This is a genomic window from Pseudomonas sp. P129 (assembly GCF_020312195.1).
Classification (GTDB): domain Bacteria; phylum Pseudomonadota; class Gammaproteobacteria; order Pseudomonadales; family Pseudomonadaceae; genus Aquipseudomonas; species Aquipseudomonas fragariae.
This window is the reverse complement of the sequence record NZ_JAGPYS010000004.1, coordinates 243028-258619: the sequence shown is the minus strand read 5'-3', so window position 1 is coordinate 258619 and position 15592 is coordinate 243028. Positions and strand designations below refer to the sequence as shown.

Here is a 15592-nt window from a genome sequence, read left to right as displayed (position 1 = left end):
AGCCCCTCAACCAAATGAAGCGGACGAGGTGCAAGCCCGATGCAACAGACCGGTCAGCATGCGCAAACCGTTGTGCATGTCCTGATCGCTGGTGTATTCGGCCTCGTTATGAGAAACGCCATTACTGCTGGGGATGAACAGCAGGCATACGGGATAGCGCCTGTTCAGACTGATCGCGTCGTGACCGGCCACGGTCATGCTGTCGGTGGTCGACAAACCCAGCTCGGCGCCTACGTCATGCGCCAGTGCAGCGAACCCTTCATGCAGCCTGGCAGGTGAGCGCAGCACGCTGCTTTCCACTTCAAACGCGGTCATGGTCTTGTCAGCGATCGCACGCAGCGTTGCATCCAGGCGTTCCGAGGCAGCACTTAGCAGATCGACGTCGCGGGAGCGGTACTCAATCAGCAGCGATACCCGCGACGGCACCACGTTGGGCGAATTGGGGTAGACCTCGATACGCCCTACCGAACTGTGCATCTGCACGCCGTGCTGCAAGGCCTCGTCATGCACCGCAGTGATGGTGTGTGCGGCGGCCAGCAACGCATCCCGGCGCGCGGCCATGGGCGTGGGGCCGGTGTGATTCTGTTCGCCGTCGAAACGTACCCGCCGTTTCAGGGCGGCCCAGGTCTCGCGCACCACGCCGATCGCCGTCTGGCTGCTTTCCAGGCCAGCGCCCTGCTCGACATGAATTTCGACATACCCGGCAATGTTCAAGTCAACCTGATCATTGCCCAGATAACCGATGGCCTGCAGGGCGTCCTTGAGACGGATACCGTCGCCATCGCGGCTTTCCCAGGCGCTGTCCAGCGTCAAGGCACCGGTGAACACACCACTGCCGATCAGGCTCGGCTGAAAGCGCGCGCCCTCCTCGTTGGTCCAGTTGACGACCGCCAGATTGCAGCGCGGGACTTCACCACGCTCAAGCAATTGCCGCGTCAGACTGGACACCGCCACGGCGCCGGCAAGCACGCCGTATACGCCATCGAAACGCCCGGCACTCGGTTGGCTGTCCAGGTGCGAACCGCAGAGCAGATAAGGCGCATCCGGATCAAAGGTCATGAGGCCGAACAGGTTGCCCACCGCATCGATACGGACTTCGAAGCCGTGCGCTTCGAGCCAGCCATTAAACAGGTCACGTACCTGACCGTCTTCAACCGAGGCCGCCAGCCGATGCAGGCCACCGGCCGGTGTCGCACCGATGGCCGAGCTTTGCCGAAACAAGGCTTCGAACGCTGCCAGATCAGTTGCGCTCGGCTCGATCAGCTCAGGAATAGAGGGTATCGACATGATCGTTCTCCAGGCGTGTCGCAAACTCGTCGGATAGCGCGCGATTGGTGACCAGGGTGGTGATCGCGGCAAATGGCAGGGTGTTGATGAAGGTGCGATGACCGAACTTGCCATCGTCGGCCAGCACCACACTGCGCGTGCAATGCCTGACCAGCGTTCTGCGCAACATGGCTTCTGGCTCCTGGTAATCCATCAGGCCGAAGTCCAGATCAATGCCGCCGATGCCCATGAAGGCAATGTCGTAGTGAAACTGCCGGGCGAATTCCAGCGTGTGGGGGCCGATCAAGGCGTTGTCGGTACGTCGCACGTCGCCGGGCGCAACCAGAACCTGATTGTCGCTCTGGTGCGATATCAGCTGGGCGATGTCCAGCGAATTGGTGATGATCTTCAGCTGGCTGAATCGGGTCAGTTGCTGGGCCAGCGCCAGCGTCGAGGTACCGGTGTCGAGGAAGATCGCCATGCCTTCGCTGACCAGTTGCGCAGCGCGCACAGCGATGCCCGCCTTGGCGCGAGGCTTGAGCCTGCTGCGCTCCTGCAGCGGTAATTCTTCGCTGGACCTGGGCAGAATGGCGCCGCCGTGAATTCGCCTTAACCTGCCCTCCTCCTCCAGATGTTTGAAGTCGCGGCGGATGGTCTCTTCGGAGACGAACAGCAATTGTGCAAGGTCCGACGCCTTGACCCGCTGTTGTTGAACGAGCAGACGCATGATTTCGTCCAGGCGCGGCTGATTGAGCATGGGGGTGACATTCCGTTGCAAAGTGATGACTCCAGTGTCCGGGCCCTTGGGCCGCTGATCTGCGTGCAAGAGCGACATGTCTATTGCCCCGAAACCGGTGGCAGGTGCTGATCCCAGGGCGCGATGGCCTCTACCGCAGCACAGAACTGCAGCACCTGGGCATCGGCAAAGCGTGGGCCGACGACCTGCAGACCGATCGGCAGTCCTGCGTCGCTCCGCCCACAAGGCAGATTGGCGGCCGGGTTGCCAGTGATGTTGAAAGGGTAAGTGAACGGCGTCCAGCGCGCCCACGGTACAGCGCCGTCCTGTCCGGCATAGCCGACGGGCGCTACATCGTCTGCGGCAAACGGCAGGATCGGCAGCGTGGGCATGAGCAGCAGATCGTAATCGTCAAACAGCGCGTGCACGTGATTGGCGAACGCCGCACGCTGTTGCAGGGCCTGTAGATAATCACTCAGGCTGTACTGGGCAGAGCGCGTGATCAGATCGGCAAAGCCCGGATCGAGCTGGTCCAGTTTCTGCGCAAGCGCCTTGCCATAGGCAATACCGCGCCCGGCGACCCACAGGGTTTCGAAGGTTGCCAGCGGGTCCTGCCAGTCCGGCTTGAGCGTGCTGACTGTAACGGGCAGCGACCTGGCGATATTGCCCACGGCGGCGTCAACCGCTGCAGCGACTTGCGCATCGACCGGCGTGTCGAACAGCGTCGGGCAGAAACCGATGCGCAAGGGCTTCAGCGGCTGGTCGCAACGGGCCAGAAAGGATTCGTCGGGGGCTGGCAGCGCCTGATGATCGAGTGGATCGGGGCCCGACAGAATGTCGAACAGCAACGCGCTGTCGCGCACGGTTCGGGTGATCGGCCCGGCATGACTGAGCATTTCGGTGGCCGACCAGGGCCAGGTTGGAATACGCCCCAATGTACCTTTGAGGGCAAATGCGCCACAGAACGAGCCTGGTATGCGCACCGAGCCGCCGCCATCCGAGCCCAGGGCCGCAGGCACCATGCGCGCCGCCACGGCGATGGCCGAACCGGAGCTGGAGCCGCCGCTGGTGAGGCTCGGGTCCCACGGGTTGCGTCCGTTGCCGAACACCCGCGACGTACTGGCGCCCGTCCAGCCGAACTCGGTGGTCGCGGTCTTGCCGAAAATAATTGCGCCAGCGTTTTTGAGGCGACGGATGATCGGTGCGTCCTGAACCGGCACCGACTCCAGCGCAGTCAACGAACCCCGCGTGGTGCGCAGCCCGGCAGTGGAAAAGAGATCCTTGATTCCGAAGGGTATGCCGTGCAGCGGCCCGCGTAGCTCACCGCGCTGCAGTTCGGCCGTCATGCCTGCGGCCTGTTCGAGCGCGGCATCGGTGTATACGTCACCGAATGCATTCAGTGTGGAATTGTGGGTTTCGATCGCTGCCAGGCACAACTCGGTCAAACGTATCGGCGTCAGGCCCCCTTCGCGAACACGCGTGGCAGCTTCAATCACGGTAGGCATGGAAGATGGCTTGGACTCAATCAAAGCAGATACCTCTCAGACACTTATGCGTAATGCACGGCACCAACGACTGTCGGGGCATTACATTCAGCAGCCCCTGATGAGTCAAGTGGGTTTTGTTGGATATATTGAATTTGTGGTTTTAAATTTTGTAACAGCACCGTCACGGTGCCGAAAAACGCGCAAAACGACGCGTCGCACAATTGCGGTGCGCGATTAAAACCATAAAAGAAGGGGAGATTCGGCCAGAAAAGACTGCGCCTGTCAGCGGCGCAGTCCTGTCATTGAGATCGGTCTTTCAGGTCAGCGATCAGACCGCAAGATCGTGGGCATGGAACTCGCTGACGCCGACCAGCTGGATTTCAAAGTCCGCATGCAGGTCGCCGTTGACGTTGCCGGACAGCACATGGTCGGCGAAGCGCAGTTGGCCAGCGCCGGTGAACTCGCCGCTGCCGATGAAGCTGAAAGCATCGAGGGCCTTGGTGTCCACGTTGGCATCCATCTTCAGGAAGCTCAGTTTGTCGCCTTGCTGGCTATTGAAGTCGGTGATCACGTCGCTGTTGTGGCCTTTGCCCATTTCCGACAGATCGTTGAACACGAAACGGTCGGCGCCGCTACCGCCAGTCATGATATCGGCGCCCTGACCGCCCACCAGTTTGTCATTGCCGGCACCGCCGAAAAGAACATTGTCCGCATCGTTGCCGGTCAGAGTGTTGTTGCGATCATTGCCCAGCACGGTAAAGGCGCCCTCGCCTTTGAGGTGGACATTCTCGAAGTTCGCCAACGTCCCGGCATTGAGGTTGATCACCTGTGCGATGGGCGAGGTATTGTCGTAGGTGATCTTCAGCGTATCGACGCCCTGATCGGCCTTTTCCTGAACCAGGTCCAGTTCGCCTGCCTGATCAATGACGTAGGTATCGTTGCCCAGCCCGCCGATCATGGTGTCCAGACCGCCGCGGCCATTGAGCACGTTATCCAGATCGTTGCCGATCAGCGTGTCATTGAAGGCAGAACCTATGGCGTTTTCAATGTGCGCACCGTAGGCGATCGCCAGGCCGGAATTCATCGACGTCGGCGCGTCAGGGTTCGCGTTGTAATCGAGAAACGCCTTGCCGATGGTGCTGAACTCACCCTCGTTGAGGTTGATTTTCACCGATGCTTCCTGATTGCTGGCATCAATGGTGTCCTTGCCGCCAGCGTCCCAGATGGTCTCGAATACCGACTGCCCTGGTGCCCATTTATAGACGTCGTCGCCGGTGTGATAGTGGGTGTTGGCGCCGTATATGAACTGCATGGCCGCAACATCGAGCAGCATCGGCGTGGTGGGCTTGAAGCTGTAATTGTTGGTGTAGCTCATGATGGTGTAACGCGCATCTTCGAATTTGGCATCGAGCAGAACATCGTTGTACTGCGAGGCTTCGAACGAATGCTTCAACCCCAGTGCATGACCGGTTTCATGCATGAACGTGAGGTAATCATCCGTGCCCTTGGCAGGATCGACCGCGTTGACGTTCGGCCCGATCCAGACATCGCCGGAGCGGCCCAGCGTACCCGGCGCATAAGCCTGGCCAAACTCTGTACCTTGCAGGCCCTTGAAGCCGCCGAAACGGATGTCTCCGACATTATCGGGGGTGTCCTGAACCTCGGTGAACTTGATATCTGCCACCGCACTCCAGGCATCCAGTGCGCTTTTTGCGGCTGCCGCCTGAGCGTTGGTCAGCGAATAGGCATCGCCGGGCTCCTGAGAGCGACTGTAATCAGTGGCGTAGACCGAGTCGGCCTTATGAAAACTGTAAGTCAGATGGGTGCCGGACGAATCTCCAAGCCAGAATGGCCCCCATAACAGGCTGGTGACTCGGTCGTCGGGAGCTCCCTCGGGCAGAAGTTCGGCAGGACTTGATTCATTTGGGCCGGGCATCGGCGTTGCTCCAGAAGAATACGGACGTTATTAATGGGCTCACGACTTTTGCCAAGGCAAAAACCGGAAACAGTTTATTACACGGCACGCAAAATATGGACATAATAAGTTACAAAAACAGTACTCTGAAAGGCCGACTCATTACTCTCGACACCTGGCAACTTCTTATGACGAGTGAACTTTAATTTTTATGACAAGCGTCATTTAATGGCGCGCCGTTATATAGATTGGAAGCACCGGCGATGACAGTAAGAAGTGACTGTTCCGAGAGAGTTCGAACACGACCGTGACGCCCTTCGATTGCGCAGGACTGCTTCACTGCGTGTCGAACGAGCAACCTGAATAAAGGGGACACCGGCACGCCGAGCTGATTTATGCAGCGTATGCCTTGCTGCGCTCTATGGATCATAGGCATCATAAGACCTATTTCATCCGATCGCGGTGCGCCCCATGACCCACCACCCTGCGCCACTTCCCGCCAGCGAGGAAGAACGTGTCCTGTCCCTTGAGCATCTCAAGATACTGGACAGTGCTCCCGAGCAAGACTTCGACGACATTGTGCTGCTCGCGACAACACTGTGCGACGCGCCCATTGCGCTGGTCTCGCTGGTTGACCGAGAACGCCAGTGGTTCAAGGCCTGCATCGGCCTGGACGTGCAGGAGACGCATCGCGACCTGGCATTCTGCGCCCACGCCATCCTGCAGCCCTCCGATGTGCTGGTGGTGGAAGATGCAACCACCGATCCTCGCTTCAGAGAGAGCCCGCTGGTGCTGGGGCCTCCTTACATCCGCTTTTATGCGGGTGCGCCGATTCGTACCGAGGCCGGTCATGCACTGGGCACCGTCTGCGTGATCGATATCTGGCCGCGCGTACTGAGCGAACAGCAACGTCGTGCCCTGCTGGCACTGGCGCGGCAAACCGCAGCCCTGATGCAATACCGCCTGGTCTCGGAGCAACGTGACCAGCACGCCGCCGAGCTGGCACTGGGACTCGAAAGCGCACAGAGCCAAAGCCTGGCGCTGGAGCGCAACCTGCGCCAGTCGCAACGGGTGTCATCGCTGGGCATGCTCACGGCGAGCATCGCTCATGACTTCAACAACCTGCTGCAGGCACTGAGCGCCAGCCTGCAGTTGATCCGCATGCGCTCACGCCGCCCGACGGACGTCGAAACGCTCAGTGATACCGGACTGCGGGCAGTGGATCACGGTCGCCAATTGGTAACTCGCCTGCTCAACAGCGTTCGCCAGGACGGTTCCGAACTGATCTGCATCGATGTCAGCGAACGGATCGATGCAGCCCGTGATCTTCTGTTGCGTTCGGCGGGCGACACGCTGGATCTGTCATTCGACTTATCCGCCCAGGGCTGGGGCGTGTTGTGCGCCGAAGCGCAATTGCATACCACCTTATTGAATCTCCTGAGCAATGCGCGTGATGCAATTTCAGGCCCCGGCAAGGTGCATATCTCGACCCGGCTGGAATCCGTCAAGGACGACCCGCAATTCCCGGAAGGCGATTATCTGGTACTCAGCGTGAAAGATAACGGTCCCGGCATGACAGCCGAGCTCAAGGAGCAAATCTTCGAACCTTTCTTCACGACCAGAAGTTCGGACCCGGGTGCCGGGCTTGGCCTTGTTCAGGTGCAGGAGTTTGCGGTAAATGCCGGCGGAGGCGCACGCGTTGAAACAGCACCGGGGAGTGGCACTACCGTGCATCTCTACTTGAGAATACTGGGGCCGATCAGTGCAACGAATGCACCAGCCCATATAACCGAACAATAACAACGGCTCATCGCCAGCGAGGCGTGGTTACTTCAGATACCCGTTAAATAAAAATGGCCGGACATTCACTGTTCGGCTTTTTTATTTTCTGACCTGCTTCATCCTGTCGCCGGGGGTTTCAAGGCCAATGGCGTCGTATGACCTCGTTGACCAGCGGCTCGGCGTCAACCAGTAACAACAGCGCATGAAAATCCGGCCGGGTGTTACGCAGGTGCTCGCGCGCGCCACTCCATCGCGTCACTACAGAGGTCAGAATCTCCACTGCGCCGGGCGCATCGCAACGCCAGATCCCGGCATCACCAAACAGGTCGGCAAACGTCTCCCAGTGTTCATGCAACCGCGTCCGAGCGCCCGCTTCGAGCAGCCTCTCCAGACCATCGTCGGAACTTGCCAGCCAGCGCTGCGGGTAATCAATGATGCCGATGGCGGCGTAGCAATTGGCTGCAATGTAAACCAGCGCGCGTAGCGCTTGAGCACGCTGCGCGGACTTGCCAGGCAGAAGTCCGGAGTCGGGGTGCTCCAGGCCCAGATGAATCAGGATCGCCGCACTTTCAGTGAGTACCGTGCCATCGGCGAGCACCAGCGTGGGGACCTGCATCAACGGGTTGACCCGCCTCAACGCCTCCTTGCCAGGCCCCTCTTCCCACCCACAGGCTTCGCTCAGGGTAAAAGGCACCGAGCAACGCCGAAGCGCTATCTCGATCGCAGCCGAACCAGAACCTTGCGTGCCGAAAAGCGTGTACATAGCAGTGCTCCTTGCCAGGTGCTGCAGGCTCGCTCCGCGCAGTCACACTGGCGGAGGAGCGAACAAATGGGCGTGCATGAAATCAATGAAGACTCGCAGGCGCAGCGAAAGATGCTTGCTGGACGGCCAGAGCAATCTGAACGTTCCGGTATGCACCGTGTAGTCATCCAGGACAGGTATCAGCTCGCCGTTGCGAATGGCCGATGAAATCATGAAGTCCGGCAGACAGGCAATTCCCAACCCGGCCCGCGCAACGTCCACCAGAATCTCGGTGGTATTACACACCATGGCCTGGGGTAACTCGAGATCGTCGACGCCTGCTTCACGACGCAGCGGCCAGTGTTCAAACCTTCCCGTGGAGGGAAACTTGTGCAACAGACAGGCGTGCTGACTCAGGTCCCCAGGATGCCGGGGTATACCGTGCCGGGCAAAATAGTCCGGAGCGCCGACAATGCGCAATTGGAAACTGCCCATCCGCTTCGACATCAGCCCCGAGTCGCCGGGATCGCCGGTACGTAACACGATATCGAAGCCCTCCTCGATGATATCGACCATGCGGTCCGAGAAATCGATGTCCAGTTCGATATCGGGATAGGTACGCATGAAGTTGATGATCACCGGCATCACCAGTCCGCTGACTAATGGCAAACTGATTCGCAACCTGCCCCTGGGCAAGTCTCTGGCATTGCTCAACTCCATTTCTGCCGCATCCAGCTCCGACAGAATCCGCCGGCAACGCTCAAGGAATATCGAGCCCTCCAGCGTCAGGGCGATACTGCGCGTACTGCGATGAAAAAGGCGGACGCCGAGGCTCTCCTCCAGACGGCCGATACTCTTGCCGATCCCCGACGAAGAGATGCCCAGGCGCTTTCCGGCCTGGGTAAAACTCCGTGTTTCGGCAACCAGAACGAACACGGCGATGCTTCCGAGCGATTCCAATACCCACTCCTATTCAGGACAACCTTGTCCCATACGTTCGGAACATAAGCCTGTTTTTGTTTGCGGGCGCAAGCCCTAATCTCCCGGCAGGGCGATCGCTCTTGGATAAACGCGTGAACCACGGCAAAACCCGGGCACGCTTCACAGGGACATTGCACATGACCACAGCACGCCAGGTTCCAACACAGCCCACCGCCGGGCGATGGGGACAACTGCTCGCCGCTTGCCTGACCGGCATTCTGATCCCGTTATGCTTCACAGGCCCTGCCGTGGTGCTGCCGTCGATAAACCAGGCGCTGGGCGGATCAGCCGTCGAGCTGACCTGGGTGATCAACGCCTACATCCTGACCTACGGCAGCGCGATGATGGCCGCCGGGAGCCTCACGGATATCTACGGCAGAAAACGCGTCTGGTTGATCGGGCTGGCAATATTCGTGCTCTCCACCTTCGCCATTCCGGCAGCCTCCTCCGTCGTCCAGATAGATTTGCTCAGACTGGTTCAAGGCCTGGGCGGTGCGGCAGCGTTCGCCGGGGCGATGTCGTCGCTTGCCCAGACCTTTCATGGCGCCGACCGTACCCGAGTCTTCAGCCTGCTGGGCACCACCTTCGGTATAGGTCTGGCCTTCGGCCCTCTGGCAGCCGGCTCGCTGGTGGATTCGGCTGGCTGGAAATGGTCATTCCATGCGACTGCACTCATCGGCGTCGCGGGATTTTTGCTGGTGCTGTTCAGCGCCACCGAGTCAAAGGATCCCGACGCCACGGGCATGGACTGGCCGGGCGCAATCAGTTTTACCGCAGCATTGACCCTGTTCACTTATGCAATTCTGCTCGCCCCTGAAGAGGGCTGGACCGATCCATTGGTGATGGGCGGCATCATCGGCTCACTGCTGCTGTTCTGGGTATTCATTGCGGTGGAGCGACGCGTCGCCCGTCCCATGCTGGATCTCTCGTTGTTCAAAAGCGCGCGCTTTGTCGGCGTGCAGATTCTTGCAGCCACTCCCGCATTTTTCTTTGTCGTGCTGATCATCATGCTGCCGGCGCGCTTCATTGGCATCGACGGCCTCAGCGCCCTGGAAACCGGGCAGATGATGACCGCGCTGGCCGCGCCCCTGCTGATCGTACCCCTGCTTGCCGCGCAGCTGGCACGTCGTTTCACATCGGGACTGCTGTCCGGCGTCGGGCTGCTGCTGGTGGCGGCCGGACTGCTATGGCTGGCGCTGGCACTGGACAGCGGCGCGATCAGGACAGCGTTGCTGCCGATGGCCTTGATCGGTATCGGTATCGGCCTGCCCTGGGGGCTGATGGATGGCATGGCGATCAGCGTCGTCGAAAAGGAACGCGCCGGCATGGCCACAGGCATCTTCAATGCGGTGCGCGTTTCGGCGGACGGGATCGCTATCGCAATCGCCGGTGCCCTGCTGGCTACGTTCATTCAATGGGGACTTTTCGACGCACTCAAGGGTGTCTCACCTGATGCAGTCACCGAAGCGGCCAACCGCGCTGCCCTGGGCGATCTGCACAATGCGACAAGCCTGCTGTCCGGTCAGTCAGCGTTGCTGCACCAAGAGTACGTCAATGCATTCCGCAATCTGCTGTTCATTCTCAGCGCCGCCACCGTGCTGACGGCGGTGGCGGTCTTTGCCCTGCTTGGTCGCGTACGCGCTCATGAAGAACCGCCCATAGAGCCCTCCGACACGCTTGAACTGGCGGGTGAAACCAAGTGAGTCCCTATGAAATACCCGACGCAAAGCGCCATCCTGCCTTTGCAAAGGTGTTCGCGCCGGGACATCTCACGTTCGGTCTGATCGCGCCACTGGAGGGCTACCCGGACTCCGCAGCACCGACCATGAAAGACCATCTGGCCCTCGCCATTCAGGCCGACAAGGCCGGTTTCGCCGCGCTGTGGCTGCGCGACGTACCGCTTCTCGATCCGGGGTTCGGCGACGCCGGTCAGGTGTTCGATCCTTTTGTCTACGCCGCGCTACTGTCTGCGGTCACCCGGCAAATCTGCATCGGCACGGCAGGCATCATATTGACGTTGCGCAATCCGCTGATGGTTGCCAAACAGGCGTGCAGCGTCGACGTGTTGCTCGAAGGACGCTTCCTGCTGGGTTTGTCTACAGGGGACAGGCCCGGCGAATATCCCGCGTTCGGCGAGCGTTTCGAGACCCGCGCAGAACGCTTCAGAGACGGCGTCGAACTGCTGCACGCGGTGACCGAGCAGTCTTTTCCAGTGTTCAAATCGCGTCATTACGGGCAACTCAATGGCACGCTGGATCTACTGCCGAAACCGGTTTTCGGGCGGCTGCCGATGCTTGCCATCGGCCGCTGTCAGCAGGACATCACATGGCTGGCCAATAACATGGACGGCTGGATATGGCATCAGAGCGGCTTCGACACCTTGCCTGAAGTGATCAATCACTGGCGCAGCGCCAATGAGCAGATGCAGTTCAAGCCCTACGGCTATGCGACGTTCTTCGACCTGGACGAGAACAAGGACGCGCCGATGAAAGTCGGCCGTGGAATCAGTACCGGGCGCAACGCCCTCATCGCCCTGTGGCAGCGTCAGCGGGAACAGGGTGTTTCGCATGTGGCGCTGAACCTCAAGCCACTGAGGCGTCCGGCCACAGAAGTGTTACAAGAGCTGGAAGAGTATGTGCTGCCGTACTTCCCGACCCGTCGGGGTGATCGTGCCTGAACGAATACTTCGTCGGCACGGCCACCGCAGGTTCAGGATGTAGCAAGGACGAACGATCCAACTATCGACCTGGGAGGTCACGATGCGCGCTGAAAAATCCTATCCGATAAAAACCAACCCGATGCGCAGCAGCCCGAACAAGATACAGCTGGGTGTTTTCTCCACCAATACCGAGGGTGGCTGCACCGTCACCAACGCGCCTGAACGCCTGCGCGGAGACGATTGGGCAGGCAACCTGGAAATCGCCCGGATTGCCGACGATGCAGGGTTTGAAGCCTTCATACCGGTCGGCCGCTGGAAAGGTTTCGGCGGCACCAACAATACCGGCGGTGTCTGTTTCGAAACCTACACCTGGGCTGCCGGGATTGCAGCCCTGACCAGTCAGATCGCCGTGTTCACCACCTCGCACCTGCCCACCGTGCACCCGCTGTTCGCGGCCAAACAGGCGGTGACCATCGACCACATCAGCGGCGGGCGCTTCGGGCTGAATATCCTTTGCGGTTGGTATGGCGCGGAAATGCGCATGTTCAACGGCCATATGATGGAGCACGACAAACGCTACGACTACGCAGAAGAGTGGCTGCACATTGCAAAAAATGCCTGGGAGCAGCAGACCCCGTTCGACTTCAAAGGCGAGTATTTCAACATCTGCGGCGCAATCTCGCAGCCACAACCTCTGAATAAACCCTACCTGATCAACGCAGGGGGGTCGCCACGCGGCAAACTCTTCTGTGCAGAACATTGCGACGCCGCGTTCCTGATCGTCAAACATCTGGACGGCGAACAGGCCGTGCGTGAGCAGATTGCATCCTACAAGGACCTGGCGAAACAGAAGTTCGGCCGCGACATAAAGATATGGTGTTATGGCTATGTGGTGCAGAAGGACACGCAAGAGGAAGCAGACGCTTACCTGGACTATTACGCCAACCAGGTCGGTGACGATGAGGGCTGCGACATCATCACCGGCGAGCTGGGTATCCAGACCGGCATTTTCACCCCCGAAGACGCCGTGCGTTTCCGTTTCCATTTCAAGGCCGGATTCGCCGGGGTGCCACTGGTAGGCACACCCGAGAAGATCGTGGAGCTGTTCAGGAAATATTCTGACTGGGGGATCGACGGCATTGCCCTGACGTGGCTCGATTACCATGAGGGTATAAAGGACTTCGTGAGGGAAACACTGCCACTGATGGAGGACGCGGGCCTGCGTGAATCCAGGGTTGTGGAGGCGATGACTTCGAAGGTGTCCGCAGAAGTAGCCTGATGGCCGGGCCTCCCTGGCGGTGCTGGCCAGGGAGGCGCTTATCCGGACAGCTTAAAGGGCCAACATGCGTTGCGGATTCAGCAGCGTCACCTCGGTGCGGCGCTCGTCGCTCAAGCCGAACGCGTCGAACCACTGCCCGCTCAGCGACAGCCACTGGTGGACATCGATCTGACTGGTCTGCCCCAGGTCCGAGCTGTAGACCACATTGCCGACATGGCTCAACACATCGCTGAAATCCTGCCGGTCCTGATAACCCAGCAAGTACGTCAGTGCGGTCTGCTCGATGTAGACCGATGGCTCTGTGCCGATCAGCGCCAGCTCGGCCGCGTCAAGACCGGTCAACGGATTGGCAGGCTGATTGAGCATCAACCTTGGCACACCGATGCGCAGCGCTTCGTCGATCAGCGTCCTGACTTCATTGGCATCGGCATGCCCGGTCGAGATCACCAGCGGATAGTCACGCGCCATTCTCAGAATATCCAGCGTCTGTGGCGTCAGCCGGCCGTTGTCCGATGTCACTCTGGCAGGCTTGATGGGCTTGTCCCGCAACAGCGGATGGCTCAGGTTGCGGGTCAGCGTACTGGCATGCGTCCTGCCGGTCACGGTTGGCAAGTGAACCAGGAAACGCCCGGGCTCATCGCCACGCAAACACAGGCTGCGCTCGACCACACGGTAGTCGATGCCGCCGGCAATCTCGTTCAGCACCACCGAGCCGCTGACCGGAAACCCCTGATCGCGCGCTTCCCACGCCTGGGCTGCCGTACACCCCAGATGATTCTTCAGCACCACCCTGCCCTGCGCCCGCGCGTAGCACCTGCCCGCCTCGATCGCACCATGACGACGAATGAACGCGTCAGGATTGGCGTGGTAATGCACATCAATGAAGTTCAGCGCATCGACCTGACTCATTGCACGCACTCCTGGCGGGTCATCAGGAACGTGTCGATGCTGTCCAGCACCTGCTGCAAGTCATCCGCCAGCGGACGCATCCCGCCGCCATCTATGCACAATGAGCGCTGCTGCAGGCCACGGGTACGCAGTACATGGCGTGCACTCACCAATTGCGACTTTTCACCGAACACGCTCAACACGCGGCCCTGGTAATCGAGCAGGCATTCACTGACATCGACACCAGCCAGCAACCGGAAACCCACTGTCAGGCGCTGCCCTTGCATCGAAAGCGTCGCGTCACTCTCTTTTTCGGATGGGTCCGTTCGTTCATGCGACTGCCCGTCAGGCAATACCAGATTGTCCAGCAGATGCCTGGCTTGCTCGACATGCCCCTGTTCGGCCAGGTCTGCCATATGTCCCAGCCTGGAATCGAGTAACCCGTCGGCCTTGGCCGGGGAAGACAGCAGCAGCAAGGCAGGTGTCGACTGCAGAAATGAAGTGCCTGCCAGTGCCTGCGCCAATGCACCGCCCAGGGCAACGCCGACCAGTACATCCGGCACACCCCATGGCTCGAGCGCGCAGGCCCAGCGCTCGGTAAAGGCACCAAAGTCCTCACCCTGCATAACGGGCAGCGACAGGGAATCAAACACCGTGACCTGAAAACCGGCGGCGGTGAAGTGCTCGATCAGCGGCTGGGCAAATCCACCCTCGTCCCAGACCGGCATCACCGGTGACAGAATAAAGACGCGCGAATGCCCGACACCAAAGGTCCGGAAGGTCATGCAATGACTCATGGCTTTTGCTCCTGCAAAAAGAACCAGACCCGCCTTGTCAAGCGGGTCCGGTCGTTGCTCCATCGTGAGGGCTCAATCGTGAAGGCTCAGCGGGGCGTGCGAAGGCGTTCGACACTGGCGGCATACCCGCGCAGGGTCGACTCGATAATCCGTTGCGCAGGCAGCACTTCCTTGATCAGGTCCGCGACTTCGCCCGCCCAGATGGCCCGGATACTGACATCATCGGCCGCCAGCGCGGCTTCATAGTCCAGGCGCAGTTGACCGGCTGAGGCAGCGAAAGCCTGCTCCTCACCCGCCCAGCTAGCGGAAAAGTCATTGCCGATCACGCGTCCGCTGTAGCCCTCCGGCCAGTCGATGCCGCGCACCTGATCAAAGATCCGGGTTCGCACCGTATCGCTCGCAACCGCCTGCAGCAGTCGCTGCTTTACCCGTTCGGAAGGCAGTGCCTCCTGCGAAGCCAGAAAACGCGTGCCCATCATCACGCCGTCCATGCCCAGCGCCAGCGCAGCAGCCATGCCGCGCCCATCGGCGATCCCGCCGGCACCGATCAGCACGACATGCTCACCCACCGCGTCGCGGACCGCCGGGAACAGCGGCAATGAAGCGCGGCGCAAACTGTGACCACCCGCCTCGGCGCCTTGTACGATCAGCGCATCGGCACCAGCGTCCAGCGCTTCAAGCGCCTGATCGACGTCGTGCACCTGAACGATGACTTTGGCATTGGCCTGATGGATGGGCCTGACGAAAGGGCGTACATCACCAAACGACAGGGCAACCACCGCCGGACGATACTCCAGCGCCAGGTGAAGCAATTCGAACTGTTTGGCCACGGTAAACATGACCAGGCCTACGCCCCAGGGTTGCTGCACCTCGCGCATCATCTCCAGTTCACGCGCCATCCATTGCGGGTCGCCGTAACTGGCACCCACCAGGCCAAGGCCACCGGCACGGGAAACCGCAGCCGCCAGACGCCCACCGGACGCGCCGCCCATGGGCGCCAGAATCAGCGGGTGGTCAATACCCAGAAGTGAGGTCAGTGCTGTATTGATCGTGGTCATCG

The 15592-nt window shown here is 60.2% G+C and carries 13 protein-coding genes; 4 read left to right on the top strand and 9 right to left on the bottom strand.

Features of this window, described 5'->3' with window-relative positions:
• Positions 1-6 precede the first annotated feature (6 nt).
• The 4 genes from KBY02_RS13070 to KBY02_RS13055 form a co-directional block, all read right to left on the bottom strand.
• Positions 7-1287: a M20 family metallo-hydrolase gene (locus KBY02_RS13070; RefSeq protein WP_111522313.1), complete on the bottom strand. Its 1281-nt coding sequence runs from the start codon at positions 1285-1287 to the stop codon at positions 7-9.
• The gene (locus tag KBY02_RS13065) at positions 1265-2023 is read right to left on the bottom strand and encodes a DeoR/GlpR family DNA-binding transcription regulator (RefSeq protein ID WP_024639596.1); all 759 of its coding nucleotides are present in this window, start codon (positions 2021-2023) and stop codon (positions 1265-1267) included. Before KBY02_RS13065 ends, KBY02_RS13070 begins: the two co-directional genes overlap by 23 nt.
• 80 nt (positions 2024-2103) lie before the next feature.
• Positions 2104-3507 (bottom strand): amidase, encoded by a 1404-nt coding sequence (locus KBY02_RS13060; protein ID WP_225650558.1) that lies wholly within the window; start codon positions 3505-3507, stop codon positions 2104-2106.
• A 310-nt stretch (positions 3508-3817) separates the two neighbouring features.
• Entirely contained in the window at positions 3818-5425 is a 1608-nt protein-coding gene (locus KBY02_RS13055; RefSeq protein ID WP_225650557.1) for a M10 family metallopeptidase, read from the bottom strand.
• A 450-nt stretch (positions 5426-5875) separates the two neighbouring features.
• Between KBY02_RS13055 and KBY02_RS13050 the strand changes: the two genes are divergently transcribed.
• Positions 5876-7204 carry a sensor histidine kinase gene (locus tag KBY02_RS13050; RefSeq protein WP_003400519.1) on the top strand — a complete coding sequence of 443 codons (1329 nt, stop codon included), beginning with the start codon at positions 5876-5878 and terminating at the stop codon, positions 7202-7204.
• Between the two features lie 118 nt (positions 7205-7322).
• Here the strand turns inward: KBY02_RS13050 and KBY02_RS13045 are convergent, their stop codons facing one another.
• The gene (locus KBY02_RS13045; protein WP_003400516.1) at positions 7323-7949 is read right to left on the bottom strand and encodes a glutathione S-transferase; all 627 of its coding nucleotides are present in this window, start codon (positions 7947-7949) and stop codon (positions 7323-7325) included.
• A gap of 42 nt (positions 7950-7991) precedes the next feature.
• The gene (locus KBY02_RS13040; protein ID WP_003400513.1) at positions 7992-8888 is read right to left on the bottom strand and encodes a LysR substrate-binding domain-containing protein; all 897 of its coding nucleotides are present in this window, start codon (positions 8886-8888) and stop codon (positions 7992-7994) included.
• 158 nt (positions 8889-9046) lie between these two features.
• Here KBY02_RS13040 and KBY02_RS13035 point away from each other — a divergent pair, with 158 nt between their 5' ends.
• From KBY02_RS13035 to KBY02_RS13025, 3 genes are all read left to right on the top strand, one after another.
• Positions 9047-10612 (top strand): MFS transporter, encoded by a 1566-nt coding sequence (locus KBY02_RS13035; protein WP_024642689.1) that lies wholly within the window; start codon positions 9047-9049, stop codon positions 10610-10612.
• Complete coding sequence (locus KBY02_RS13030) at positions 10609-11586, top strand: LLM class oxidoreductase (protein ID WP_225650556.1); 978 nt, start codon at positions 10609-10611, stop codon at positions 11584-11586. The genes KBY02_RS13035 and KBY02_RS13030 overlap by 4 nt, the downstream gene beginning before the upstream one ends.
• Positions 11587-11668: 82 nt before the next feature.
• Positions 11669-12847: an LLM class flavin-dependent oxidoreductase gene (locus KBY02_RS13025; protein WP_225650555.1), complete on the top strand. Its 1179-nt coding sequence runs from the start codon at positions 11669-11671 to the stop codon at positions 12845-12847.
• Positions 12848-12898: 51 nt separating this feature from the next.
• Here the strand turns inward: KBY02_RS13025 and KBY02_RS13020 are convergent, their stop codons facing one another.
• From KBY02_RS13020 to KBY02_RS13010, 3 genes are all read right to left on the bottom strand, one after another.
• Positions 12899-13756, bottom strand: coding sequence for a DUF6282 family protein (locus KBY02_RS13020; RefSeq protein ID WP_011268190.1), 858 nt, complete (start codon positions 13754-13756; stop codon positions 12899-12901).
• Entirely contained in the window at positions 13753-14532 is a 780-nt protein-coding gene (locus KBY02_RS13015) for a hypothetical protein (RefSeq protein WP_225650554.1), read from the bottom strand. Before KBY02_RS13015 ends, KBY02_RS13020 begins: the two co-directional genes overlap by 4 nt.
• Positions 14533-14618: 86 nt before the next feature.
• Entirely contained in the window at positions 14619-15590 is a 972-nt protein-coding gene (locus KBY02_RS13010) for an NAD(P)H-dependent flavin oxidoreductase (RefSeq protein ID WP_058821931.1), read from the bottom strand.
• Positions 15591-15592: the final 2 nt, after the last annotated feature.

What these genes read in the sequence shown, in the direction of transcription:
- KBY02_RS13070 (WP_111522313.1), bottom strand. Translation starts at nt 1,287, where the DNA reads ATGTCGATACCCTCTATTCCTGAGCTGATCGAGCCGAGCGCAACTGAT.
- KBY02_RS13045 (WP_003400516.1), bottom strand. Translation starts at nt 7,949, where the DNA reads ATGTACACGCTTTTCGGCACGCAAGGTTCTGGTTCGGCTGCGATCGAG.
- KBY02_RS13050 (WP_003400519.1), top strand. Translation starts at nt 5,876, where the DNA reads ATGACCCACCACCCTGCGCCACTTCCCGCCAGCGAGGAAGAACGTGTC.
- KBY02_RS13015 (WP_225650554.1), bottom strand. Translation starts at nt 14,532, where the DNA reads ATGAGTCATTGCATGACCTTCCGGACCTTTGGTGTCGGGCATTCGCGC.
- KBY02_RS13065 (WP_024639596.1), bottom strand. Translation starts at nt 2,023, where the DNA reads ATGCTCAATCAGCCGCGCCTGGACGAAATCATGCGTCTGCTCGTTCAA.
- KBY02_RS13025 (WP_225650555.1), top strand. Translation starts at nt 11,669, where the DNA reads ATGCGCGCTGAAAAATCCTATCCGATAAAAACCAACCCGATGCGCAGC.
- KBY02_RS13020 (WP_011268190.1), bottom strand. Translation starts at nt 13,756, where the DNA reads ATGAGTCAGGTCGATGCGCTGAACTTCATTGATGTGCATTACCACGCC.
- KBY02_RS13055 (WP_225650557.1), bottom strand. Translation starts at nt 5,425, where the DNA reads ATGCCCGGCCCAAATGAATCAAGTCCTGCCGAACTTCTGCCCGAGGGA.
- KBY02_RS13035 (WP_024642689.1), top strand. Translation starts at nt 9,047, where the DNA reads ATGACCACAGCACGCCAGGTTCCAACACAGCCCACCGCCGGGCGATGG.
- KBY02_RS13060 (WP_225650558.1), bottom strand. Translation starts at nt 3,507, where the DNA reads ATGCCTACCGTGATTGAAGCTGCCACGCGTGTTCGCGAAGGGGGCCTG.
- KBY02_RS13010 (WP_058821931.1), bottom strand. Translation starts at nt 15,590, where the DNA reads ATGACCACGATCAATACAGCACTGACCTCACTTCTGGGTATTGACCAC.